At 55.2% G+C, this 24594-nt stretch carries 20 protein-coding genes; 8 read left to right on the top strand and 12 right to left on the bottom strand.

Features of this window, described 5'->3' with window-relative positions:
- Positions 1-9 precede the first annotated feature (9 nt).
- Both FHI25_RS19320 and xylF read right to left on the bottom strand, forming a co-directional pair.
- Complete coding sequence (locus FHI25_RS19320) at positions 10-1275, bottom strand: sugar ABC transporter permease (protein WP_081579325.1); 1266 nt, start codon at positions 1273-1275, stop codon at positions 10-12.
- A gap of 101 nt (positions 1276-1376) precedes the next feature.
- Positions 1377-2408 (bottom strand): D-xylose ABC transporter substrate-binding protein, encoded by a 1032-nt coding sequence (xylF, locus tag FHI25_RS19315; protein ID WP_064781950.1) that lies wholly within the window; start codon positions 2406-2408, stop codon positions 1377-1379.
- A gap of 241 nt (positions 2409-2649) precedes the next feature.
- On the opposite strand from xylF, the gene FHI25_RS19310 reads away from it, so the two are divergent.
- Entirely contained in the window at positions 2650-3411 is a 762-nt protein-coding gene (locus FHI25_RS19310; RefSeq protein ID WP_210520569.1) for an SDR family NAD(P)-dependent oxidoreductase, read from the top strand.
- A gap of 72 nt (positions 3412-3483) precedes the next feature.
- Entirely contained in the window at positions 3484-5646 is a 2163-nt protein-coding gene (locus FHI25_RS19305; RefSeq protein ID WP_210520567.1) for a dihydroxy-acid dehydratase, read from the top strand.
- An 83-nt stretch (positions 5647-5729) separates the two neighbouring features.
- On the opposite strand, the gene purU is transcribed toward FHI25_RS19305, so the two are convergent.
- From purU to FHI25_RS19275, 6 genes are all read right to left on the bottom strand, one after another.
- Positions 5730-6614: a formyltetrahydrofolate deformylase gene (gene purU, locus FHI25_RS19300; protein ID WP_008892009.1), complete on the bottom strand. Its 885-nt coding sequence runs from the start codon at positions 6612-6614 to the stop codon at positions 5730-5732.
- An 82-nt stretch (positions 6615-6696) separates the two neighbouring features.
- Positions 6697-8001: a type III glutamate--ammonia ligase gene (gene glnT, locus FHI25_RS19295; protein WP_210520558.1), complete on the bottom strand. Its 1305-nt coding sequence runs from the start codon at positions 7999-8001 to the stop codon at positions 6697-6699.
- An 87-nt stretch (positions 8002-8088) separates the two neighbouring features.
- Positions 8089-9417, bottom strand: a complete 1329-nt coding sequence (locus FHI25_RS19290; protein WP_063090379.1) for an FMN-binding glutamate synthase family protein — start codon at positions 9415-9417, stop codon at positions 8089-8091.
- 66 nt (positions 9418-9483) lie between these two features.
- Positions 9484-10170 (bottom strand): GXGXG domain-containing protein, encoded by a 687-nt coding sequence (locus FHI25_RS19285; RefSeq protein ID WP_210520556.1) that lies wholly within the window; start codon positions 10168-10170, stop codon positions 9484-9486.
- Positions 10171-10253: 83 nt separating this feature from the next.
- Positions 10254-11150 (bottom strand): glutamine amidotransferase family protein, encoded by an 897-nt coding sequence (locus FHI25_RS19280; RefSeq protein WP_210520554.1) that lies wholly within the window; start codon positions 11148-11150, stop codon positions 10254-10256.
- Between the two features lie 118 nt (positions 11151-11268).
- Complete coding sequence (locus FHI25_RS19275; RefSeq protein ID WP_174713875.1) at positions 11269-11973, bottom strand: XRE family transcriptional regulator; 705 nt, start codon at positions 11971-11973, stop codon at positions 11269-11271.
- A gap of 394 nt (positions 11974-12367) precedes the next feature.
- On the opposite strand from FHI25_RS19275, the gene FHI25_RS19270 reads away from it, so the two are divergent.
- The 5 genes from FHI25_RS19270 to FHI25_RS19250 all read left to right on the top strand — a co-directional run bounded on the left by FHI25_RS19270 (position 12368) and on the right by FHI25_RS19250 (position 17650).
- Positions 12368-13501 carry an aminomethyltransferase family protein gene (locus tag FHI25_RS19270; protein ID WP_210520552.1) on the top strand — a complete coding sequence of 378 codons (1134 nt, stop codon included), beginning with the start codon at positions 12368-12370 and terminating at the stop codon, positions 13499-13501.
- Between the two features lie 80 nt (positions 13502-13581).
- A complete protein-coding gene (locus tag FHI25_RS19265; protein ID WP_246879230.1) occupies positions 13582-14193 on the top strand; it encodes a dimethylamine monooxygenase subunit DmmA family protein in 612 nt (203 codons plus the stop codon).
- Complete coding sequence (locus tag FHI25_RS19260; RefSeq protein WP_210520550.1) at positions 14190-15155, top strand: oxidoreductase; 966 nt, start codon at positions 14190-14192, stop codon at positions 15153-15155. The genes FHI25_RS19265 and FHI25_RS19260 overlap by 4 nt, the downstream gene beginning before the upstream one ends.
- A 14-nt stretch (positions 15156-15169) precedes the next feature.
- Positions 15170-16210 carry a DUF3445 domain-containing protein gene (locus FHI25_RS19255; RefSeq protein WP_210520547.1) on the top strand — a complete coding sequence of 347 codons (1041 nt, stop codon included), beginning with the start codon at positions 15170-15172 and terminating at the stop codon, positions 16208-16210.
- 78 nt (positions 16211-16288) lie between these two features.
- Positions 16289-17650 carry an NAD(P)/FAD-dependent oxidoreductase gene (locus tag FHI25_RS19250; protein ID WP_210520545.1) on the top strand — a complete coding sequence of 454 codons (1362 nt, stop codon included), beginning with the start codon at positions 16289-16291 and terminating at the stop codon, positions 17648-17650.
- Positions 17651-17778: 128 nt separating this feature from the next.
- On the opposite strand, the gene FHI25_RS19245 is transcribed toward FHI25_RS19250, so the two are convergent.
- The 4 genes from FHI25_RS19245 to FHI25_RS19230 form a co-directional block, all read right to left on the bottom strand.
- Entirely contained in the window at positions 17779-20163 is a 2385-nt protein-coding gene (locus tag FHI25_RS19245; RefSeq protein WP_210520542.1) for an aminomethyltransferase family protein, read from the bottom strand.
- 179 nt (positions 20164-20342) lie between these two features.
- Positions 20343-20507 (bottom strand): hypothetical protein, encoded by a 165-nt coding sequence (locus tag FHI25_RS19240; RefSeq protein ID WP_165374900.1) that lies wholly within the window; start codon positions 20505-20507, stop codon positions 20343-20345.
- A gap of 36 nt (positions 20508-20543) precedes the next feature.
- Complete coding sequence (locus tag FHI25_RS19235) at positions 20544-21890, bottom strand: ammonium transporter (protein WP_063090363.1); 1347 nt, start codon at positions 21888-21890, stop codon at positions 20544-20546.
- A gap of 292 nt (positions 21891-22182) precedes the next feature.
- Positions 22183-23193, bottom strand: a complete 1011-nt coding sequence (locus FHI25_RS19230) for a GlxA family transcriptional regulator (protein WP_210520540.1) — start codon at positions 23191-23193, stop codon at positions 22183-22185.
- Between the two features lie 141 nt (positions 23194-23334).
- Between FHI25_RS19230 and FHI25_RS19225 the strand changes: the two genes are divergently transcribed.
- A complete protein-coding gene (locus tag FHI25_RS19225; protein ID WP_210520678.1) occupies positions 23335-24585 on the top strand; it encodes a sarcosine oxidase subunit beta family protein in 1251 nt (416 codons plus the stop codon).
- The last annotated feature ends 9 nt before the right edge of the window (positions 24586-24594 follow it).

The following is a 24594-nucleotide window of genomic DNA, read 5'->3' as shown; positions in this document are numbered from 1 at the left end:
CGGGTCTCCTTACGCGGTCGGGTCGCTGTAGCGGCGATGAAAATACTTGTCGCTAAAGACGGCGACGACAAGAACCAGGCCGATGACGATGCTTTGCAACGAGGTATCCACCCCCAAAAGCGCCATGCCGCTTTGCAGGCTTTGCATCACCAGCGCCCCGATCAGCGCGCCATAGATCGTGCCAAGACCACCGGCAAGCGACGTGCCGCCAATGACCACGGCTGCAATCACGCGAAGTTCGTCAAGCGTACCCAGATCGTTGCCCGCTGATTGCAGGCGGGCAGATGAAATCGCCGCACTGATCGCGCAAAGCACGCCCATCAGAGCAAAGACCGCCACCGTCATGCGTTTGACGTTGATTCCGGCCAGTTCGGCCGCCTGCGGGTTGCCGCCAATCGCAAAGACATAGCGCCCGAAACGGGTGCGTTTGACCGCAATGGTCAGGATGATCGCGACAAGCGCAACAATCAGAAGCGGGATCGGAATGCCATGCGAAATTTCAAGGTTTTCTGGCGTAACCGGAATGCCCTTGTTTTCCAAAAGGCGTTCTGCCGCGCGCGTTGGCAGGTGGTAGGCATTCAGTGTCGCGACAACAATCAGGACCAAGCCGGCCTTGATAATCGTGTTGGTGTATTCGGCCCAGATTGGTTTGACCGGAAATTCGAAGGACAGGCGACGACGGCGTTCCATGATCGCGGCGTAAATGATCGCAAGAATGGCGATCAAGGCGACGATCCAGCTCCAGGTGGCGCCAATCGTTCCTTCGATGCCACCGCCCAGCAAAATGTAATTCTGATCAAGCGGGGCAACGGTGCGCCCTTGTGTGACCCACCATGCGGATCCGCGCCAGACCAAAAGCCCGCCAAGTGTCACGATAAATGCCGGAACGCCAAGATAACCGACGGCCACACCTTGAATGGAACCGATGAGGCCACCGACAACAATGCCAACCAGCAGCGTCAGCACCCAGGTCAGGGGATGGTTGTAATCAAGAAACTGTGGCAGGACATCGGTCTGAACGACACCCATGATCATGGCCAGAACGCCCAGGACGGCCCCGACCGAAAGGTCGATATGACGGGTGACAATGATCAGGACCATGCCGCACGCCATCACCGCCACAGAGGCAGTCTGAACCGACAGGTTAAAGATGTTTCGGGGCGTGATAAAGCGACCGCCCGAGGCAATGTCAAAACCCACCCAGATAATCAGCAGGACAACGGCGAGGCCAACCAGACGACGGTCGACTTCCATTTTCGAAAGTAGTCGTGACATGAAAAAGCTCGTAAAGCAGCGGGGCCGAACTGCGATATCTGCGCGATGCGTGAAATGCAGTCGGCCCCGGGTTTATGCAAGGTCGGAGGAAACAGGCTGGCCTAGTTGCAGGCCGCAACCTTGCTGTTGGTTACGCCCTGGCAAACCACGTCTTTCGATACCCAGCCAGCATCAATCACCAGATCAAGTTTGTTCTGGGTGATCGCAACCGGATCAAGGAAGTAAGACTTCATGGTGACACCATTCGGGCTCTGCCAATCTTCGGTACCGTCAACCTCGTCAAGTTTGGTGCCCTTGGCAAGTTCAACGGCGATCTCAGCCGCGCGCTTGCCAAGAAGACGGGCATCTTTCCAGACCGAAACCGTCTGGGTGCCAAGTGCAACACGGTTCAGCGCAGCGTGATCGCCGTCCTGACCCGATACAGGAATGCCCTGCATGCCCTGTGCAGACAGTGCTGCAACAACACCACCGGCCGTGCCATCGTTGGATGCGACAACGGCATCAACCTTGTTATCCGCAGCCGTCAGGAACTGTTCCATGTTCCGCTGCGCAATCGCTGGCTGCCAGCTGTCGGTATAGGCTTCGCCAACAACTTTGATGTCGCCTGCGTCAATTGCCTTCTGCAGGATTTCAAGTTGGCCTTCGTGCAGAATGTTGGCGTTCGGGTCGGTCGGTGCGCCTTTGATGAAGACGTAGTTGCCTTTCGGTTGTTCGGCAAAAACGGCCTCAGCCTGAAGGCGGCCGACTTCCTTGTTGTTGAACGTAATGTAATAGGCGTTCGAGTCTTCGATCAGGCGGTCATAGCCAACGACCGGAATGCCCTCGTTGAGGGCCTTCTCGACAGCCGGGCCAATTGACGCTGAGTCCTGAGCAAGGACGATCAGGGCATCGGCACCACGTGCGATCAGGCTTTCGATATCGGAAAGCTGTTTGGACGGATTGCTTTGGGCATCTGCGCTGATGTATTCAGCCCCCGCAGCATCCAGAGCAGCCTTGATGGCGGCTTCATCGGTTTTCCAGCGTTCTTCCTGGAAGTTCGACCAGCTGACACCAACAGTCAGATCGGCAGCAAAGGCATTTGCAGACAGCAGAACGGTTCCGGCCAACATGGCCGTTGATAGGAGTTTTTTCATCGGTTTCTTCCCTGAATAAATGTGTCTTCTGGTGACATTTATTTTTGTTATCGAAAAAATGTTGACGTGAAGAAGGCGTCCTGTCAAATATTTTTTAGTGAATAAATTAAATTCATCGCTTTTCACGCATTTTTGTATCGCAATTTGCGATTAAGGGTTGAATTGACGGTGTTTATAGCGTGGTGCGCTGCAGCAATTAATTTATTCACCTAAAATAATATGAAAAGAGACAGGGAACGTTATGACAGCGAGTTATCACGACATTGACGGTAAATCCGTGCTTGTAACCGGCGGTGCATCGGGGATTGGCGCTTCGATCGTGCGCGCATTCTGTGCGCAGGGGGCGCGGGTCGGGTTCTTCGATATCGATGATGCCGCCGCGCAAAAACTGATCGCCTCCATTAAGGAAGAGCACGGCGTAACCCCGATCTACAAATCGCTTGATTTGCGCAACCAATCATCTATTTCCGATGCGGTTCGCGACATGTCGGTTGCGATTGGCCCGGTTGACGTTCTGGTAAACAATGCAGCGCGCGATGATCGGCATTCGCCCGAAGATATCAGTCCTGACAAGTGGCGGGATGGCCTGGATGTGAACCTGAACCATCATTTCTTTTGTGCCCAGGCAGTCGCACCGGGCATGAAGGAAAAACGGTGCGGAAGTATTATCAATTTCAGTTCTGTGAGTTATATGATGGGCCTGCCGGATCTGGTAACGTACGAGACCGCAAAGGCAGGTATTATTGGCCTCACGCGTGCGCTTGCCCGGGACTGGGGTGAATATGGCATTCGCGTCAATGCGGTGACGCCGGGCTGCATCATGACACAGCGCCAGCTTGATCTTTGGATTTCGCCCGAGGATGAAGAACGCATTCAGGAGCAGCAATGCGTCAAACGCCGGCTGGTGGGGGATGATGTTGCACAGATGGTTCTTTTCCTGGCATCTGATGTTTCGTCGGCCTGTTCATCACAGAACTTCATCGTGGATGGCGGCATCGTCTGATCGTGTGTTTCGACGGGTGCCAGGACCGCTGCGCACCCCGAGACCTCTGCTCGAACTTGGAAAAAACAGTATATGTCGCCTGCAAATCTCTCTGATCAGCCAATCATCATCGATGAAAAAGCAAACCCGTATCGCGACTGCATTCAGGGGCTGGCCAACCAGCCGATCACAGTCGTCCGGTTGCTGCGCGATGCTGTGAACGAAAACCCGGTTGTGGCCAGTGGTCGCAAGTTTGCCGTTCCTGAAATCAAGGACGTGGTCGGGCGTCTGGTGGAAAACCGCCCGCGCATCGCAATCATTGCCGGCGCACCTGATCATCCTGCCCATCTTCTGGATCGTCCGCAGGCACTGATGGCGGCACTGCGCATTTGGGAAATGGGTGGGGTTCCGTTCCTGTTCCATGTGCCGGTGATTTGCGATGGCACGGCGCAAAACAATATCGGGCAAAGCTATTCACTGGCATCGCGCAACCATACGGCGGCGGCAGTCAATATTACCTTTGAAGGCCACAGCTATCATGCGGCCTATGTGATTGCCGGCTGTGATAAATCCCCCGCCGCTGTGGTGGCCGGTCTGGCCGCGGCCGATCATGCACGCGCCTGGCGCGGCGATCAGGCGCCGGTCTGGGCGGTGTTTGCGCCGTCGCATGTTCTAAAAGGCGGTGAAATTCCCGAAGGCACGCGCCGTTTGCTGGATAAAATCGCCGCTGACTCTGATGCCGCAGGGCATGATGACCTTGGTGCCGATATCCGCGAAAACATGCGCTATATCCTGCAATGCACGTCGGACGAGGCGTTTGCAGGATTGCTCGAACGTGCCCGGCTTTTGGGGATTATCGACGGGGCGATGGAACGTCGGGTCCTGGATGAGTTGGCAACGGCGACCTGTGACTCAAAAGGTGGCATTTGTGCCTTTAACGGCACGGGCAATTCATCGCGCACCATGTTGGCGGCCTTTGGCCTGACCCCGCCGGAGCTGGAACTGCTGACCGATGTCCCGCCGTTCGAGGCCGTGGCAGCCGGGATCGATGCCCTGTTTGGCGTTTTCAACAAGCCGGAATATGCGATTGGCAATTTGCTGAAGGCGAACTTCGCCAATTTCGTGCGTGTTCATAATGCCACCGGATCCAGCAGTAACATGCTTTTGCATCTGCCATTCATGATGCGCTATGCCGGTTTTGATATTTCGATTGATGATTATCAGGATGTGCGCACCAAAACGCCGGTGCCGGAAATTTTCGCCCACAGCCTGACAGAAAACCGCGACACTTTTGTTTTGGCCCAGCAAATGGCCGAAGGCAAAAACCGCGGTATGGAAAGCATCTATCGCATTCTGGCCGACCTTGGCGTGGCGATGGATCTTGATGCGCCGACCATCCTTGGAAAAACCTGGGCGGAACGCATCGTCAATCTGGAAAATCCGATCGACCTGTCGCTGGGCGATGCTTCGGTCATTCGTGCCAACCCGGTCAGGCAGCGTTCCGGCGTTGATGTCATCACCGGCAGTTTCTTTGAAAACTGTGCGGTCAAGACATCGGGCATGAGCGACCGGTTATTGTCGCACTTTGATGATCATGTCTTCATCGTGCGCTATTACGAAAATGAACATGTCTGTAATGCTGACTTTGCCTCGCCCGATCTGATCACACGTCTGATTGAAACCGATGGCGTTGATGAAGAATTGATTGCTGCAGTCGTGCGCCGCAATGGCGGAAACCGCGTTGATATGGATGCGCCAAAGGACATGTTCGAACAGGGTCATCTGTCCTTTGCGTTTGTCATCGGCGGGCAGGGGCCGGAGGCCTACGGCATGCCGGAAATGTTTTCGCCGTCGCAGAACTTGCGCCATCACCGCATTCTCGAAGCATCATCGATGTTGATCACCGATGGACGTTATTCCGGGGTAACCAAGGGCGCCTGTATCGGTCATATGGTGCCGGAGGCCTTTACAGGTGGTGCAATCGGCTATCTTAAGGATGGCGATGTGCTGCGTCTTGATCTGACCGGGCTAACGCTGGATTGGCTTGATCCCGACGCATTTAAACGTGGGGAAGAGGTCGCATCCGATCCCCGCGACATTGTAGATCGCAAGCCGGTCTTTGATGCACGCTTCAAACGCATGGCCGATCGCCAGTGTGATATCGCCGCAAGCAACGTGCTTGACGGGATTGGCAATGCGGCACGCGGTATTGTGCCCCGTGCGGTGGACCGTCGCGCGACCAAATCCTGGCGCTAAGCCGCAAGGGTTTCACACACCAAAAAGTAAAACGCCCCGTGCCGTATTGGCCGGGGCGTTTTTTATTGTCGCAGGTGCTGGGCTTAGCCCATGCGTTCCGACGCGTAGCTTCCCGGGCTTGGCGGGAAGACGATGGTGCGGTTGCCGTTGATGAACGAACGGTGATGGATATGGGCGTGGACCGCACGCGCCAGCACCTGACTTTCGACATCGCGACCAATTGATACATAGTCGGCCGAGTTCTGGGCATGCGTGATGCGCGCAATGTCCTGTTCAATGATCGGGCCTTCATCAAGGTCAGCGGTGACATAATGCGCTGTTGCGCCAATCAGTTTGACCCCGCGCACATAGGCCTGTTGATACGGGTTAGCCCCCTTGAAGCTTGGCAGGAAGGAGTGGTGGATGTTGATGATCTTGCCACTCATTTTCTTGCACAGGCTGTCTGACAGAACCTGCATGTAGCGGGCCAGAACGATCAGCTCGACATTATAGTCAGAAACAACATCAAGAAGCTTTTTCTCGGCTTCGGGCTTGTTTTCCTTGGTGACCGGGATGTGGTGGAAGGGAATGTCGTGATTAACGACAACCTTCTGATAATCAAGATGGTTTGACACCACGCCGACGATATCAATCGGAAGCGCCCCGATTTTCCAACGATACAGCAGATCGTTCAGGCAATGACCAAACCGCGACACCATCAGAAGAACCTTCATCTTCTCGGAGCTGTCATGGATTTCGTACTTCATGCCAAGTTCTGCTGCCGGACCCTCAAAGCCTGCAATCAGGGTTTCCTGATCAACACCTTCTTCACTGACGAAGGCAACCCGCATAAAGAACAAGCCGGTTTCTTGGTCGTCAAACTGGGAGCTATCGGTAATGTTGCAGCCGTTATCTGCCAAATAGGTCGAAATAGCAGCAACCACCCCGCGCTGAGAATCGCAGGAAACAGTCAGAACGTAGCTTTTCATCGCGTCTGGCTTTCTCGTTTGGAATAATCAAAAATTGCCCGGCCCCGTCCATCGGGGAATGAGATAAGGCCGGGCAGAAGCATTAAATATCAAGTGTGTTCTCACGTTCCCAGCGGGAAAAGTGAGAAACGTAAGAATTCCACTCGGTTTGTTTGAGTTTGAGATAGGCACTTGAGAATTCCTTGCCCATCGCAAGTTGCAGCTCTTCGTTAGAGCCCATTTCACGCAGGGCATCGAGCAGGTTCAGTGGCAGGCGCGGTGCATCCTTGATCGAATGCCCTTCCTTGTACATGTCGATATCGTAATGCGGTCCCGGATCGGCATTGGTTGCCATGCCATCAAGACCGGCCGCGATGATCACGGCCTGAAGAAGATACGGGTTGGTTGCCCCGTCCGGCAGACGCAGTTCAAAGCGCCCCGGACCCGGAACGCGGACCATGTGCGTGCGGTTGTTGCCCGTCCATGTCACCGTGTTCGGGGCCCAGGTTGCACCCGACATGGTGCGCGGCGCATTGATACGCTTATAGGAATTGACCGTCGGGTTGGTGATCACCGCCATGGCAGAGGCATGCTTCATGATGCCGCCAAGGAAATGCTTGCCCTTGGCCGACAGACCAAATGGCATGTCATCATCGGCAAAGGCATTGGCGCCGTCATTATCCCACACCGACACATGGCAGTGACAGCCATTGCCGGTCAGGCCGGGGAAGGGTTTGGGCATAAAGGTCGCGCGAAGGCCGTGCTTTTCGGCGATTGATTTGACCATGAACTTGAAAAAGGAATGCTTGTCGGCGGTTTTAAGCGCGTCATCGAATTCCCAGTTCATTTCAAACTGGCCATTGGCGTCTTCATGGTCGTTCTGATAGGCACCCCAGCCAAGTTCAAGCATGTAATCGCAAATCTCGGCAATCACGTCATAACGGCGCATGACCGCCTGCTGGTCATAGCAAGGCTTTTCGGCGGTATCGGCCGGATCAGAAATTTCCGACCCATCGGTGGTGACAAGGAAGAACTCCGCCTCAACCCCGGTTTTGACATTGAGGCCAAGCTCGGCAGCCTTGGCGATCTGTGCTTTCAAAACGTTGCGCGGGGCCTGTTCGACCGGTGTGCCTTCCATGATGCAATCGGCGGCAACCCAGGCGACTTCCGGTTTCCAGGGCAACTGGATGACAGAGCTAGGATCAGGAATGGCGAACATGTCGGGGTGGGCCGGGCTCAGGTCAAGCCAGGTGGCGAAGCCTGCAAAACCGGCACCTTCTTCCTGCATGTCGGCAATTGCCTGGGTCGGGACAAGTTTGGCGCGCTGACCGCCAAACAGGTCGGTAAAGCTGATCATGAAGTATTTGATGCCGCGTTCCCGGGCAAAGGCTGATAGATCCTTGGTCATCGAAGTCCCCTGACGAATTTTATCAATAACCATCGGTTCCCCGGGCACGCCTTGGGGCGCACCCGGTCCGGTGGTAGGTTAGCTGTTCTAGAATCCTCCCTGACCCGGAACCCAGTTGGTTCCGGCAAGCGGTACACCAGCCATGGCGGCCGCTTCGATATTCAGTGCGCAGAGATCCTCGGGTTCGAGGTTGTGCACATGATTTTTGCCGCAGGCGCGCGCAATTGTTTGCGCTTCAAGGGTCATGACCTTCAGATAGTTGGCCAGTCGCCGTCCGGCGGCAATCGGGTCAACCCGCTTCATCAGGTCGGCATCCTGTGTCGTGATGCCTGCGGGATCACGACCTTCATGCCAGTCATCATAGGCACCCGCGGTGGTGCCAAGTTCGTTATATTCTGCTTCCCATTTCGGGTCGTTGTCACCAATCGCGACCAGGGCTGCGGTCCCGATGGAAACCGCATCCGCACCAAGGGCAAGCGCCTTGGCAACATCCGCACCATTGCGGATACCGCCCGAAACGATCAGCTGTACTTTGCGGTGCATGCCCATGTCTTGCAATGCTTTTACCGCCGGGCGGATGCAGGCAAGGGTCGGCTGACCGACATGTTCGATAAAGACTTCCTGCGTCGCGGCTGTGCCGCCCTGCATGCCATCCAGCACGATGACATCGGCACCGGCCTTGACCGCAAGGGCAACGTCATAATAGGGGCGTGCGCCGCCGACCTTGATGAAGATCGGCTTTTCCCAATCGGTGATTTCGCGGATTTCCTGAATTTTGATCTCAAGATCGTCCGGGCCGGTCCAGTCCGGATGACGGCAGGCGGATCGTTGATCAATGCCCATCGGCAGGTTGCGCATTTCAGCGACGCGGTCGGAGATTTTCTGACCCAGCAGCATGCCGCCGCCGCCCGGTTTCGCGCCCTGACCAATAACGATTTCAATCGCATCGGCGCGTTTCAGGTCGCGCGGGTTCATGCCGTAACGTGACGGCAGGTATTGATAGACAAGCTGGGTCGAATGGCCGCGCTCTTCCTCGGTCATGCCGCCGTCGCCTGTGGTGGTCGATGTGCCCGCCGCCGATGCACCGCGTCCAAGGGCCTCTTTGGCCGGACCGGACAGGGAGCCAAAGCTCATGCCGGCAATGGTAATCGGAATTTTAAGCTCGATCGGTTTCTTGGCAAAACGGGTGCCGAGCGTGACGGCGGTTTCGCATTTCTCCCGGTAACCTTCCAGCGGATAGCGCGACATGGATGCACCAAGGAACAGCAGGTCATCAAAATGCGGGACCCGGCGTTTCGCGCCACCACCGCGGATGTCATAGATACCGGTCGCGGCTGCGCGGCGGATTTCCGAAAGGGTGTAGTCATCAAAGGTTGCCGATTTACGCGGCGTCGTAACGGGATTTTTGTAGGTCATGGTCTGATCCTGTCTTTGGGCTGACGCGCTCGGCGTTTTGATCCGCGCGGCGTTCAGCGTGCCGCATCAATAGGCGTCGAAATTATCGACACTGAAGTTGTAAAGCGTTCTGGCCGAGCCATATCGCGTGAATTCTTCGGGCTTCACATCCGTGATGCCTGCATCTGCAAGAAGCTTGGTCAGAAGGTCGATATGTTCCGCCCGCATTTCCTTTTTCTCGCAATCGGCACCGAGGCTTTTGACCGTGCCGCGCACAAAAAGGCGCGCCTCATAAAGGGAATCACCCAGCGCATCACCGGCATCGCCCAGAACAACAAGGTTGCCCGACTGCGCCATGAAGGCCGACATATGGCCGATATTGCCTTTGACGACGATATCGACGCCTTTCATCGAAATACCGCACCGTGATGATGCATTGCCTTCGATCACCAGCAACCCGCCATGGGCGGTGGCCCCGGCATACTGGCTGGCATCGCCCTTGATCACGACTTTGCCGGACATCATGTTTTCAGCCACACCCGGACCGGCATTGCCATTGACCGTGACATTGGCCTGTTCATTCATGCCCGCACAGTAATAACCGACGCTGCCATTAATCGTGACATTGACCGGTGCGTCGATGCCGACAGCTACGGCATGCGCACCGCGCGGATTGGTGATTTCGAAATCCTCAGGCACACCACTTTTATCAAGCGCATGAAGCGCCTGATTGAGCGCGCGCAGTTCGGTGGTTGCAAGATCAAACACTGGCATTTGTGTTCCTTCCTCATAGGACTGCAGGGTTAGTGCAGTCGGGTCGGTGCGCGCATCGCAGCAGCCGACAGGGTTCGTGTTAATCAGTGTTCCCAGAAATAGACCGTGGCCGGTTCCGGCTCCCAGACCCTGGCGTCTTCGATGCCCGGCAGGTTGACCAGTGCGCGGTATTCGGAGCCGAATGCGACATAGGCATCGGTTTCCGCCATCACCGCCGGTTTGCAGGCAATCGGATCACGCACAACGCCAAAGCCCGATTTGGTGCCAACCACAAAGGTGAAGAAGCCATCAAGGTCATCAAGCGCACTTGTTAGGGCTTCGCCCAGGTTTTTGCCCTTGGCCATTTCACCGGTCAGATAGGCGGCTGCGACCTCTGAGTCGTTTTGGGTTTCAAGGCGAATGCCTTCGCGGGTCAGTTCGCGCCTAAGGTTGTTGTGGTTCGACAGCGAACCGTTATGGACAAGGCATTGGTCCGAACCGGTCGAAAACGGGTGGGCGCCAAGGGTGGTCACCGCACTTTCGGTCGCCATGCGGGTATGGCCGATCCCGTGGGTGCCGGACATGTCGGAAATCTTGAAGCGTTCAAGCACGTCCTTGGGCAGGCCGACTTCCTTGTAGATTTCCATCGCCGTACCCGTCCCCATGACGCGGACATTCGGACGAAGTTCTTCAAGTGCGCTTCGGGTCGCATCGATCTGTTCGCTTGAAACCGTAATCACCGCATGGGTGTTTTTGGGCAGGATGGATGCGTTTTTGATCCCGGCTTTGCGCAGGTCTTCGGTCAAGCCGACAAAATCTGTTTCCGGTTCCGGAGACTGGATCGTGAGTTTGACCAGATCATTCTGATCTGCGCCATAAATTGCGATGCCCGCGCTATCGGGACCACGGTCGGTCATGGTCACCAGCATTTCAGACAACAACGCGCCGAGCTGTGGTTCCAGACTTTTATCTTTAAGGAATAAACCAACAATGCCGCACATGGCAGGACAGTCTCCATTCTGTTTCTGAAACGGAGACTACCTGTTCGCGAATGCGGAATCAACTATGAAGAATAAAAATTTCTTCTCAGTGAACTGATGTTTTCACCGGAGTGAATGCTTATCCCCGGGCGGGATAGCAGATGATCGATAGGTAACGTATTGGAAATGAAAGAAGTTCTTCCGGTCCGTGGCGGGCATCGGCGTCAAAGAACAGGCTGTCGCCTTCTTTCATGTAGTAAAGCTGATCGCCATGGCGGTAACGAACTTCACCTTCAAGCATATAGATGAATTCCATGCCTTCATGCTGGAAGGCGGGGAAGCTGCTCGACTCCTCGGTAAGCGTTAGCAAATAGGGTTCGACCACCACGCCGCTGGTGTTGTTATCGATATGACCCAGCAGGTTATATTCATGGCCTGCGCGCGTGCCGCGACGTTCAATCGCAACACCTTCGCCGGATTTCACGAACACAGCATTGCGCGGTTCTTCATAACGGCGGAAGAAATCTGTCACCGGCACACCCAGCGCACTTGCCAGCGCCTGAAGCGAGGTCAGCGATGGCGAGGTAACGCCGTTTTCGATCTTGGACAGCATCCCCATCGAAATCCCGGTTGCCGACGCCAGATCAGAAATCGTAATGCCAAGCTTCTTACGAAGCGCTCGGACTTCATGGCCGATGGCAATTTCAAGATTGTTTTCCTTGGGTTCACGAAGCGCGTGCGGGTCCTGGGTGAGGGCGGCGGGTTTGCTCTTGGTGTCCATGCCTGATCCTTGCTCGCTATTGGCGGTGGTCTGCGGTGCTTGTGTTGTTTTGCTATTTGCCATGCTGGCTTGTCCTCCGTCACCGGTTTTGTCCCGGTGCGGGTCCGCTCGTTTCTGGTTTCCTCGAACGGCCACTTGATGCGGCCTGCTTTTTTATCAGTCGTATGCGCCCGGGCTTTTACCCTTATTGGTCGGCGATACGCCATAGGCATGACTTACACTGGCAGGAAATATTTATCAACTCCAGGGAAAATAAATTTCCGCAAAGGCGACATGAGGGGTGGGGGTGGAAGTTGCTGCAATGCCGTAGAAAATAGCCTTTAAGGAATAAAAATTGAATAATATGAAAAATAATTATTGCGTTCGCGAACAAGATGCCGCCAAAATATGGAACAAAATAAGCCGATAATAGCGCGCTGATTGTGCGCAAAGGCAATCATATCAGGAGGCCATCACTATGACTGCAAGCTGGAGATTTTCAGCCCTTGCCGATCGGCATCGCGCGCTTGGTTCCAATCTTGAAGACTGGAGCGGTATGGGCACCGCCTGGACCTATGACAAGGATTGGGACGAGGAATATATCGCGATCCGCACCAAGGCCGGGATCATGGATGTTTCAGGCCTGAAAAAGGTTCACATCACCGGCGCGCATGCATCCCACGTGATCGACTATGCCACCACGCGTAATGTCGAAAAGATCTATCCGGGCAAATCGGTCTATGCCTGCATGCTTAATGATCAGGGCAAGTTTACCGATGATTGCGTGATTTATCGCATGGGGCCGAATTCATGGATGGTGGTGCACGGATCGGGCACCGGGCACGAAGAACTGACCAAGGCCGCCATGGGCCGTGATGTGTCGGTTCGTTTTGATGACAACCTTCATGATTTGTCGCTGCAAGGGCCGCTTGCGGTCGATTATCTGGCGGAATATGTGCCGGGCATTCGCGATCTGCCCTATTTCCATCACACCCAGACGCAGCTGTTTGGCGCACCAGTAATGATTTCGCGCACCGGCTATACCGGTGAACGCGGCTATGAGATTTTCTGTCGTGGTCAGGATGCCGGGATGATCTGGGATCGCATCGTTGCCGAGGGCAACGATATGGGCATCATCCCGACCCGCTTTACCACGCTTGATATGCTGCGTGTCGAAAGCTACCTGCTGTTTTACCCTTACGATAACTCGCAGATGTACCCGTTCGAAAATGAAGGTCCGGGCGATACCCTGTGGGAGCTTGGCCTTGATTTCACTGTCAGCCCGGGAAAGACCGGCTTCCGCGGTGCCGAGGAACATTATCGTCTGAAAGGCAAGGAACGCTTCAAGATCTTTGGCATCCTGTTTGACGGCAAGGAAGTCCCGGCCGAAGGGGCCGAAGTGTTCAAGGACGGGGCCAAGGTCGGTGTTGTGACCTGTGCGATGTATTCACCGCTCAAGGATCAGACCATGGCGATTGCCCGTCTGGCGGTGGAGTGCGCCGAACAGGGTGTGCGGCTTGAAGTCACAGGTGAAAAAGGTATGCTCGGTGGGATGGCCCATACCATGCCATTTGACGACCCCAAAAAATTGAAAAGAACAGCCAAGGGTTAAGCCAAAAGACCGGGGGCTGTCAGAGGCCCCCGGATCATGTGCCTGATCCTTTGGTTTCTGACAGAATGGGACCCGCTACCATGTCTGAGAGCTTGATCGAAGAAAGTATTCTTTCCCGCCCGACCTATGGCACGTTAAAAATCGTGCCCGGTCTGGCGCATTATTTTCTGGCCGATGCATCCGGTGCCGAATGCGTTATCCGGGTCGTGCAGGAACTGCCGCGCGACATGATGGAAAAGGTGCATATCCTTTATGTGCCGACCCCGGGCGAGGCCGCCCTGATAACGTCGCTTTATGCGCTGGGTGCCAAGCGGTTCGAACATTTCCCGACCATCGAAGAAGCCGTTTCAAAACTGGGCGACTGGTTATCAGACGCCAAGATGGGGACGCAGCTATATCTTGCGGGCACCGAGGGTCTGGTCGGGCAGGGTGTCGCCAAGGGCGAGGCATGCGGGCTCGATCATACCGCCGTGCAGTGTGAGCATCGCGGCAGTCTGGCCCGGCGCGTTCAGTGCGTTCACTGCAAAACCATGATCGAGAACGTCACCACCCAGCCGGTCAAATGTCCGTCCTGCGATTTGCTGTTGCTCGTGCGTGATCACTATTCCCGTCGTCTCGCGGCGTTTCAGGGTGTCTGCATCAATGCCGAAGACCCGTCTGAAGAAATCGAAATCAAGGAGGTGTTCAAATGAGTGCGTCCGATCATTTGATTCCGGTGGTTGTCAGCAACGTGGTCGAGGTCAACCCGATCATCAAACGTTTCGAATTCAGGCATGTGAATGGTGATGAACTGCCCGCCTTTTCGGGTGGGGCGCATATCGTTGTCGAAATGCTTGATGACGGCACCAAACGCAAAAATCCCTATTCGCTGATGAGTTCCCCGTTCGAGCGCGATCAGTATGCCATTTCGGTGCGCCGTGATGATACCGGGCGTGGTGGATCGAAATTCATGCATGAACAGGTGCAACCTGGCATGCAGATGAAAATCTCAGCCCCGGTCAATCTGTTCGCGCTGGACCTGCGGGCGCGAAAGCACCTGATGATTGCGGGTGGCATCGGCATCACGCCGTTCATCGCCCAAATGGCCCAGGCCGATAAGCTCGGCGTGCCGTTTGAACTGCACTATGCCGCGCGTTCCGTATCACAGGCGGCCTATATGGATAGCCTTGCAGATCGGTTTGGCGATCATGTGTCGTGCTATTGCGATGATCAGGGCGAAGGCATTGATTTGGAAATGCTGTTATCCAATCAGCCGCTTGGTACGCATGTTTATGTCTGCGGCCCCAAGGGCATGATCGAACGGGTGGTTGAAACGGCCACCAATCTTGGCTGGCCTGCCGCACACGTTCATTTTGAACACTTCCTGGCTCCACCGGTTGGCGAACCGTTTGACGTGCATCTGGCCAAGGCCGGGATTGATATCACGGTGGGTGCTGAACAAAGCCTGCTTGAGGCGGTCGAGGCATCCGGCACCCCGATCAATTGCATGTGCCGGGGCGGGGCCTGTGGTCAGTGCGAAACGGTGGTTGTCGCCTGTGATGGTGACATCATGCACAACGACCACTGGCTTGACGAAGAACAGCGCGCGTCCAGGCAACGGATCATGCCGTGCGTTTCGCGGTTCCGTGGCAAACGCCTTGAACTTGATCTGTAAGGGGGATTTTGGTCATGACCATCCAGTTTAAGGACGAGAGCTTCCGCGGTGATTTCACCTACGCCAACAGCCCGTCAAACATTCCGCGTTTTCCGTTTCCCTTCCCGGAAGACGAATACATGTATTCGACCAATATCGAACCGCATCATGCGGCGCGTGTCGGTAGCCCGTTTGAAAATGCGTTTGATGTGGATGAACATTATGTCGCGGAAATGAAGGATCGCGCCCTTGTGCTGGCCGACGATCCCGGTCGCTGTCAAGCCCTGCCGCATATGGAAACGGCGGGGTGGGATTTCCTCGAACTCGTGATGGTGTCAAAGGCGCGCGATTATCCTGATCTGTTCAAACTGACTATGGATGGCGGTCACTGGCACTGGATCAACAAGCCGCTTCAGATCGACGATACCTTTACCTTTGGTGACAGTTCGACTTTGCCCTGCCATCCGATGGAATATATCGGACGTCAGGTACAAGGCGATCACGCCATCCTTGATCAGCGCGATGGCAATTTGTGGATGGATGCGGGGATCATTACGGCACAGGCCGACTGGTCGCTTGATTTCGACATTGGCATGAATTTCTTTGAATGGCATGCGCCCGTGCCGCTGGCCCATGAGCTGGGCGTGTTCCAGCGTGCGCTGAAATTCCTTTTGACCCTGCCACAGGGGCAACCATCGCGGCGTCTGAACTGGACACTGACCGTCAATCCGCGTCTGGATACCAGCCCGGAAAACTATCCCAAATGGGGGCCGGACAAGCTGACCGTGACGCCAGAAAATATTGGCGAAAAGGTCCATCTGCGTGTGGAGCTTCAGACGTTCTGGCGGTTGCCGCGATCCAATGCGATCCTGTTTCCGATCCGGACTTATTTGATGGCGATGAACGAAGTGGTGACCCAGCCGAAATGGGGCCGTCGCCTGCATCGTGTCATGCGCGATTTGCGGCCCGAACTTGTCAATTACAAGGGGCTGTCACGTTACCACCCGATCCTGGTCGAATGGCTTTCACAATTTGACGACGGCGCGCCGACGTCACCGGGGATTTTCCCCGACTAGGGCTTTGACCCTGAAAAACGAACCGGCACAAAGCCGGACGGAGGAAACGAATAACGCTTTTATTGGGGAATTAAGGCTATGACACTTCGTGTTGCGATTATTGGCGCCGGTCCGTCAGGCATGGCGCAGATGCGTGCATTTCAATCTGCTGCCGCCAAAGGGGCCGAAATCCCCGAGATTGTGTGTTTTGAACGTCAGGAAGACTGGGGTGGTTTGTGGAACTATACCTGGCGCACCGGTCTTGATGAATATGGCGAGCCAATCCACGGATCGATGTATCGCTATCTGTGGTCGAACGGCCCAAAGGAATGCCTGGAATTTGCCGATTACACGTTTGAGGAGCATTTCGGCAAACCCATCGCATCCTATCCGCCGCGCGCGGTGATCTGGGATTACATCAAGGGCCGCGTTGAAAAGGCCAATGTCCGGCCATGGGTGCGTTTCAGAACCCCGGTGCGCAGTGTTGAGTTTGATGAAGAAAGCCAAACGTTTCTGGTGACGGCGCACGATCTGAAAAATGATGTGGTGTCGACCGAGGAATTTGATCATGTCATTGTTGCCAATGGCCATTTCTCGACGCCAAATGTGCCTGAATTCCCCGGATTTGATACCTTTGGTGGGCGTGTTTTGCATGCCCATGATTTCCGCGATGCACTGGAATTCAAGGGCAAGGATATCTTGATCATCGGGACGTCCTATTCGGCCGAGGATATCGGATCACAGTGTTACAAGTATGGATGCCAGTCGGTGACGGTCAGCCACCGGACCAATCCGATCGGCTTTGACTGGCCCGATAACTGGGCAGAGGTGCCGCTTCTGACCAAGGTTGAGGGCAATACGGCCTATTTCAAGGATGGCTCTTCGCGAGACGTCGATGCGATCATTCTGTGCACCGGCTATCAGCATCACTTCCCGTTCCTGACTGATGATCTGCGGCTTAAGACCGCTAACCGCCTGTGGCCATTGGGACTTTATAAGGGGGTCGTCTGGGAAGAAAATCCGAAGATGATGTATCTCGGCATGCAGGACCAGTTCTATACCTTCAACATGTTTGACGCGCAGGCATGGTTTGCCCGTGATGTGATCATGGGCCGCATTCCCTTGCCATCCAGGGATGAGATGAAGGCCGACAGCAAAGCCTGGCGGGAGCGCGAAGAGGGTCTTAAGGACGATCACGACATGATCTGGTTCCAGGGCGATTACACCGCCCATCTGATCGAAATGACGGATTACCCGATGTTCGATATCGAAGGGGTGAACAAGACCTTCGAGGAATGGGAACATGACAAGGCTGATGACATCATGGGCTATCGCAACAAGTCCTATCGCTCGCTGATGACGGGCAATATGTCACCCGCCCATCACACGCCGTGGCTGGACGAACTTGATGACAGCCTTGAAGCCTATTTGCAGGTTGAAAAGAAAACGGCTGCCGAATAGGCAGCCGAACTTTCAGGACTTTCAAAGAAGCGGGCGCAAGCCCGCCGTCTCCCTTAACCAAACTCGCAGTCACCCCCACAGTCGATATGGCTGCGGGGTTTCTTTTGCAAGGCTTTAAGCCGAGGGTTTCAGGACCGCGGCTTTTCCTTTTTGGGATCATAATGCGGGAAGGCGGTGATGATGGCGGGCAGGCGGACCATATGGCCGTCAAGCTTGCCAATCTCGACCTCGGTGCCGATATCGGCGTGCGCGATATCAACCCGCGCTAGCGCGATATTCTTGCCCAGAATGGGGGATCGCACCGCACTGGTGATCACACCGATCTGCGCACGTCCGATATGGACGCAATCACCATGGCCGACGGTGACATTGCCATCAATCTCGATCCCGACCAGTTTGTGTGATGGATGTTCCTTGCGCCGGATCAGGGCGTCACGGCCGATAAAGTCATCTTCCTTGGATTTCAGAGGCACGGTAAAGCCGATTCCGGCTTCAAACGGGTCGGTCTGATCGGAAAATTCATAATCGGCAAAGATCAATCCGGCTTCAATCCGCACCATATCAAGGGCTCCCAACCCCATCGGCGTCAGGCCGTGTGGTTTGCCGGCCTCCCAAATGGCGTCAAAAACAGTGATGGCATCCTTGGGATGGCACCAGACTTCATAACCAAGTTCCCCGGTATAGCCGGTGCGTGACACGACAACAGGCGCGCCTTTGGCGTCACCGATCCGGCCAATGGTGAATTTGAACCATTCGACTTCATCGATGGACGGCTGATGCGGTGGAGTCCAGATGACTTCGCGCAGAATATCGCGACTTTTTGGGCCCTGAACGGCGATGTTGTGCATCTGATCGGTCGATGAGCGGATCAGGACCTGAAGGCCAAGTTTTTCTGCCTGTTCACGCAGCCAAACACCGCTGTAATCATCGCCACAAATCCAGCGGAAGTTATCCTGCCCCAGACGCAGTAATGTGCCATCATCAATCATCCCGCCATGCGGATAGCACATCGCGGAATAGACGACCTGTCCGATGCCAAGTTTTTTGACATTGCGCGTCAGGCAATATTGCATCAGCGCTTCGCTGTCCGGGCCGGTGATTTCGAACTTCCGCAAGGCCGACAGATCAATGACCACGGCCTTTTCACGGCAGGCATAATATTCTTCGATCATGCCATGGCCGGTATATTCATGGGCCAGCCAGAACCCCTTATATTCGACGAAGTTGCGGGTAAGTTCGCTTGTGCGCGGGTGGAAGGCGGTTTCTTTGGTCATTTTTGCTTCGGCCTCTGCAGTCGGGCGCCAGGCAACGGCGTGGCTGAATTTTTCAGCACCATCGTAACTTCGGATATGGATGTCGGTCGGTTTCCAGGCATTGGCCGCCGATGTGTCATCCGGGCAGGCGGACGATACGCAGACCAGATCGGTCATCGCGCGCAGCAACACATAATCGCCGGGACGTGACCAGGGCTGATCGGCATACATCACCCCATGGTCATCAATGCCGGTATTGAAAAAGAAATTGATCGCCATCCAGCCTGCGCGCGGATCAACACCATGTTTGGCAAGGGCTGTGTTGAAGTTGTCCGTGCAGTTCACATGACCGGGATAGCCGATATCATCGTAATATTTTGCCGCACAGGCCATGGCAAAGGCATCATGACGCCCGCAGGTATCCTGAACGACCTCGACCAGTGGATCCATGTCCTGATCATAGTATTTTCCGTGCAGGCCCGGCATTGGATAGGCATGGCCCGTCAATGTGCGTGTGGTGGTCACATCCAACGGGTTCTGAATACCGCGATCAAGTTTGCGCGCATCAAAGCACTGAAAATCGGTACATTGCCGCCCGTCAACATCAAGAATCTGGATGTAATCACCCGCCTTGATTTCATAGGCCTCGGCGGTGGCGGAATGCACACGCAAATCCACAACCGGATCGGCCAGCGGGTCGGGCAGGGCGAAGCTGTAGGTATCAGAATGATGGGCGCGCTTGATCAGGGCTGTGATCGGTGTTGCGGTATTATGGGCATCAATCCGCATCAGGGGTGCCGGGGTGGCGATGATGACAAACCCGTCAAGTTGGATGGTCAGTTCGACCGTATCACCGGGCGGGCTGGCATTGCCAAAAAGCCGATGGGCAAGACAGGTTTCAAGTTTGATATCGCGTTTGCGCAAGGTCTTGGCAAAGCGTATCAGGCTGTCGTCAAACGGATCAGACAGCAGATCTATCAGGCCTTTTGGGGTGCCATGTGCCAAAGGTTCAAAAATCTCGGGCCTTGGGGTGCCAGATGGTGTCAGGCCGATCAGCTCGACCGATTGCATGCCTTCGCAATTGCGCAGAGCGAGTTGGTCGCCCTCGCGCACCGAAATCATGATCGCGCCCCGTCCGGGAATTTCATAGCGTTCGCGATTGCGCGCCATCGCGGTGCGTCCGGCATTGATAATGCGACTGGGACGCGCAGCGCGGACAGCGTGCGGATAGTTTTCCGGTGTTCGGGCAAGGTCGATCATTGTGGCCTCGTGTGCGGTGAATGATCTGAAAGCGGCGGGCCTGAAGGGTATTTGGTGTTTTTACTTTATCGGGAAAAGGCAGAGAGGCCAGTTTTGACACTGGCCTCTCGCTGTGTCGGTTGAGCGAAGCAATAACCCGAGGGTTCAGGGCGTCATTGTATTGCTTTGCATCAATCAGATTACATGTCCTTGTAGGCTTTGTTCTCGTGAATGGCCATCGAGGCGATGGTCCAGATGCACACGCCAACACCAACAAGTGTAAGCGCCACGAGCAGAGCCGGTTTGTCAGCAAAGGTGAAGTAGGCTTCTGCACCTTCCCAACTGGTAATCGGAGCTGAGTTCATGTTTCAGTTTCCTTGTTTCGATGTGTCAGAACAATCTTACTCAGCCGGGGTCGGCGAAGTCGGATCGTTGGTGAACGCTGCCGGAACGGTGCTTTCCGGATATGCGCGGACCGGTACTTCTGCCTTGTCGAGGCCAGCCACTTCTGCCTGTTCAGACACACGCAGCAGACCAACAAGCTTCAGCACCAGGGACAGAACGTAACCCGGAGCGAAGCCAAGGATCATGAAGACGACAGCACTTGAAAGCTGACCGACAAACGAGATCTCCGGACCGGCAACGTTCTGATAGCCAGACGCAAAGATACCGGCCATGACCAGACCCCAGACACCGCCAAAGCCGTGGACGGCAACCGCGCCAACCGCATCGTCGATCTTAAATTTCTCAACAAGGATGTCGTTGAGTTTCGGCATGACGCAACCGCCGCCAAAGCTGACGAGGAAGGCAAGACCCGGATAGTAAAGGTCAAGTGCCGGCGCAGAGGAAATCACACCGATCAGTGCACCAGACATCATCCAGAACGGATCACGGGTGACCAGATACGCACCGATCATGCCGCCTGCAACGCCCATCAGGGTGTTGAATGCGAACGCCGACAGGGTTGCCGGGGTGTTGTAAATGGTCATCCAGGTATCGCCGGTATAGATGATGCAGCCGCCAAGGAAGCCGAAGAAGCCCATAACAATGAGCATCAGGCCAATCAGCGACATCGGCATGTTGTGACCGTCGATGTTGTTGACGGTACCGTCGGCATTGAAGCGACCGATACGCGGACCAAGGTTGATCAGAACGCCAAGGGTGAAGAAGCCGGCGATGGTGTGAACGGCACCCGCCGCACCAACGTCATGCAGGCCCCACTCGGTGGTGAGCCAACCATCCGGATGCCAGCCCCAGGATGCGCCAAGGATCCAGACAACAGCGCCCAGGAACAGGGCAAGGATGGTGAAGCCGGAAATACGGATACGTTCGATCACCGAGCCCGACATGATCGAGGCGGTGGTTGCCGCAAACAGTGTGAAGGCCGCATAGAAGATGCCCGACGCGTTATCCGTCAGGTTCGGACCCATATATTCGCTCCAGGGCAGGCCTGCCTCGGAACCGTCGGAAATGGTGAAGCCGGTCGGGAACGCAAGATAGATCCACCAGCCGATATAATAGAAGGCCGGGATCAGGAATGCGAAAGCGATCAGGTTTTTCATACCGGATGCCAGTGCGTTCTTCGCACGCGATGCACCCATTTCATACGCAAGGAAGCCTGCGTGAATTGCAAGCATCAGTGCAGTACACCACCAATAGAATACTTCGGAATTGATGGTCGTTGCCATGCTGAGCGATGCTTCAAGGCTGTCCAGCCTCGCCATCAACTCTGGTACGGATTGTTCCATTTTAGTCTCTCCATCACAAAATGCCCCCCGATGGACATTCCTTTTATTAAAATTCAATTCCCTGTAGTGAACAAGCGCAAATGTGTTTTTTATTGTGCGTCGCAAAAATTACAGGAAAATCAATCATCTAAAAGAATATAAAATCGATCAAGAGAAAATTTGAATAAAAAATAGACGCTAAAATTTAATGCATATCAAATATGCAGATCGCCGGAGTCGTGCCGATTCCGTCTATTTCCCGGGGTGGGAAATGCATCTTTGGGTTGGGTTTTTGATCTGCAGAGTGTTCGGGTCAGAGACCGCGCGCTTCGCTTGGCTTCACGCCGTAAGCGTCTTTGTAGCTGCGTGAAAAATGGCTGCTGTTGGAAAAGCCGGTGGCGAAGGCGATCTCGGAAATGGTCAGGGCACTTTGCGTCAAAAGCTTGCGGGCATGTTCAAGCCGGACCTGTCGATAGGTTTCAAGGAACGACTTGCCAAGATGCTGGTCAAACAAGCGATCAAGCTGCCGGGTTGAAAGCCTGGCAAAGCGCGCCATTTCTTCGCGGGTTTTAGGATCTTCGATGGTGGTTTCCATCTTTTCGAGAACCCGAAGCAATCCGGCATGATGCACGTTATAGCGTTCTGCAAGTGATGCCCGTTGCGGGCCGCCCGATTGCCCGACCTGTGTATGCAGGAACCAGTCCGAAACCCGGGTTGCGAAATCCGCGCCAAGGTTTTCAGCGATCATGGCATGCATCATGTCAAGCGGTGCCACCCCGCCGCCGCAGGTGATGCGATCCCCGTCAATGACAAACCGTGCGCGTTGGGGTTCCAGATCGGGAAAGGCTTCGATCAGGGCAGGGGCATGTTCCCAGTGAATGGTGAATTGACGCTGCCCCAGAAGCCCGGCGGCGGCCAGAACATAAGCTCCGCTTGATATGCCGCCCATGCGCACACCCCAGCGCGCCAGTTTGCGCAAATTGCCAAGCATGCCCGGTGCCTGCCATTGCGACGGATGTCCACCGGCACAGATGAACAGGGTGTGCAAACTGGTCGGGGCCTGCGACAGCGGGGTGGTCGGCACCATAGTGCCCGACGAGGATAAAACGTTTCCGCCCGCCGCCGAATAATTCAAAACCTTGTAGATCGGCTGGCCCGCCAGAAGGTTGGCCGCACGCAGCGGCTCAATCGCCGAGGCATAAGACATCAACGCAAAATCGGGCAGCAACATGAAACCGATATGCTGGGTGGCCGGAACCGGTTTGGCGTCAAGTTGCCCGGTACGCGGGGTGCGTGTGGTTCTGTTTTGGGTGTCTGAGCTCATGACGCCGGTATCCCGCGTTGGGCGACAATAATATCGCGATGTCGCATTTGTGTTATTGGATGTCTTTAATAGACAAGCTGCAATTTGCACCTCTGTCAAGATTGCTGGGTACCCGATGTGGGCAACAGCGAAAGATCGATGATGCGTTATTCAGCCCTGTCATTGCTTGGCAATGCGTTTTCCGAGAACAAGAACTGGAAGCCGGCCTGGCGCAATCCGGACCCGAAACCGCATTACGATGTGATCATCATCGGCGGTGGCGGGCATGGATTGGCAACCGCCTATTACCTTTCCAAGGTATTTGGTATGCGCAATGTTGCCGTGCTTGAAAAGGGCTATCTTGGATCGGGGAATATCGGGCGGAATACTACGATCATTCGATCCAACTACCTGCTTGAAGGCAATAACCCGTTCTACGAATTTTCGATGAAGCTGTGGGAGGGCCTTGAGCAGGATTTCAATTTCAACGCCATGGTGTCCCAGCGCGGCGTGGTCAATCTGTTTCATTCCGATGCCCAGCGCGATGCCTACACGCGCAGGGGCAATGCCATGCGCCTGCATGGGGTGGATGCGGAACTTCTTGGTCGCGATCAGCTGCGTGAAAAGCTGCCGTTCCTTGATTATGAGAATGCCCGTTTTCCGATCATGGGTGGCCTGATGCAGGCGCGCGGCGGCACGGTGCGCCATGATGCCGTTGCGTGGGGCTTTGCGCGCGGGGCCGATCAGAACGGCGTTGATATCATTCAGAATTGCGAAGTCACCGGCATTGACCGCGAAGGCGATCAGATCACCGGGGTTCAAACCACACGGGGCGCGATCACGTGCAACAAGCTCGCCATGGCGGTGGCAGGCAGTTCAAGCCATGTTGCCAAAATGGTCGATATGCGCCTGCCGATTGAAAGTCACGCGCTTCAGGCCTTTGTGTCCGAAGGATTGAAACCGTTCATCGATACCGTGGTCACCTTTGGCGCGGGGCATTTTTATGTCTCGCAGTCTGACAAGGGTGGCCTCGTGTTTGGCGGGGATATCGAAGGTTATAACTCCTACGCCCAGCGCGGAAACCTAGCGTGCGTGGAGTATGTGGCCGAGGCCGGCATGGCGATGATTCCGGCATTGTCGCGGGTACGTATCCTGCGCAGTTGGGGCGGGATCATGGATATGAGCATGGATGGATCGCCGATCATGGATCGCACCCATCTGTCGAACCTCTATTTCAATGGCGGCTGGTGTTATGGCGGGTTCAAGGCGACCCCGGCGTCGGGATATTGCTTTGCCCATTTGCTGGCGACCGATACGCCGCATGAAACCGCAACCGCGTTTCGCATGGACCGCTTTGCACGCGGGTATCTTCTGGATGAAAAGGGCGTTGGCGCCCAGGCCAACCTGCATTGAGGAAGTTTG

Source organism: Thalassospira sp. ER-Se-21-Dark (assembly GCF_017922435.1).
GTDB lineage: Bacteria > Pseudomonadota > Alphaproteobacteria > Rhodospirillales > Thalassospiraceae > Thalassospira.
The sequence above is the reverse complement of the archived record's forward strand: the minus strand, read 5'-3'. Positions and strand labels throughout refer to the sequence as shown.

Coding starts and splice junctions, on each gene's coding strand:
- FHI25_RS19270 (WP_210520552.1), top strand. CDS start 12,368: ATGACTGCAAGCTGGAGATTTTCAGCCCTTGCCGATCGGCATCGCGCG.
- FHI25_RS19235 (WP_063090363.1), bottom strand. CDS start 21,890: ATGGAACAATCCGTACCAGAGTTGATGGCGAGGCTGGACAGCCTTGAA.
- glnT (WP_210520558.1), bottom strand. CDS start 8,001: ATGACCAAGGATCTATCAGCCTTTGCCCGGGAACGCGGCATCAAATAC.
- FHI25_RS19320 (WP_081579325.1), bottom strand. CDS start 1,275: ATGTCACGACTACTTTCGAAAATGGAAGTCGACCGTCGTCTGGTTGGC.
- FHI25_RS19230 (WP_210520540.1), bottom strand. CDS start 23,193: ATGAGCTCAGACACCCAAAACAGAACCACACGCACCCCGCGTACCGGG.
- FHI25_RS19245 (WP_210520542.1), bottom strand. CDS start 20,163: ATGATCGACCTTGCCCGAACACCGGAAAACTATCCGCACGCTGTCCGC.
- FHI25_RS19265 (WP_246879230.1), top strand. CDS start 13,582: ATGTCTGAGAGCTTGATCGAAGAAAGTATTCTTTCCCGCCCGACCTAT.
- FHI25_RS19255 (WP_210520547.1), top strand. CDS start 15,170: ATGACCATCCAGTTTAAGGACGAGAGCTTCCGCGGTGATTTCACCTAC.
- FHI25_RS19225 (WP_210520678.1), top strand. CDS start 23,335: ATGCGTTATTCAGCCCTGTCATTGCTTGGCAATGCGTTTTCCGAGAAC.
- purU (WP_008892009.1), bottom strand. CDS start 6,614: ATGAAAAGCTACGTTCTGACTGTTTCCTGCGATTCTCAGCGCGGGGTG.
- FHI25_RS19280 (WP_210520554.1), bottom strand. CDS start 11,150: ATGTGCGGCATTGTTGGTTTATTCCTTAAAGATAAAAGTCTGGAACCA.
- FHI25_RS19310 (WP_210520569.1), top strand. CDS start 2,650: ATGACAGCGAGTTATCACGACATTGACGGTAAATCCGTGCTTGTAACC.
- xylF (WP_064781950.1), bottom strand. CDS start 2,408: ATGAAAAAACTCCTATCAACGGCCATGTTGGCCGGAACCGTTCTGCTG.
- FHI25_RS19250 (WP_210520545.1), top strand. CDS start 16,289: ATGACACTTCGTGTTGCGATTATTGGCGCCGGTCCGTCAGGCATGGCG.
- FHI25_RS19275 (WP_174713875.1), bottom strand. CDS start 11,973: ATGGCAAATAGCAAAACAACACAAGCACCGCAGACCACCGCCAATAGC.
- FHI25_RS19260 (WP_210520550.1), top strand. CDS start 14,190: ATGAGTGCGTCCGATCATTTGATTCCGGTGGTTGTCAGCAACGTGGTC.
- FHI25_RS19285 (WP_210520556.1), bottom strand. CDS start 10,170: ATGCCAGTGTTTGATCTTGCAACCACCGAACTGCGCGCGCTCAATCAG.
- FHI25_RS19290 (WP_063090379.1), bottom strand. CDS start 9,417: ATGACCTACAAAAATCCCGTTACGACGCCGCGTAAATCGGCAACCTTT.
- FHI25_RS19240 (WP_165374900.1), bottom strand. CDS start 20,507: ATGAACTCAGCTCCGATTACCAGTTGGGAAGGTGCAGAAGCCTACTTC.
- FHI25_RS19305 (WP_210520567.1), top strand. CDS start 3,484: ATGTCGCCTGCAAATCTCTCTGATCAGCCAATCATCATCGATGAAAAA.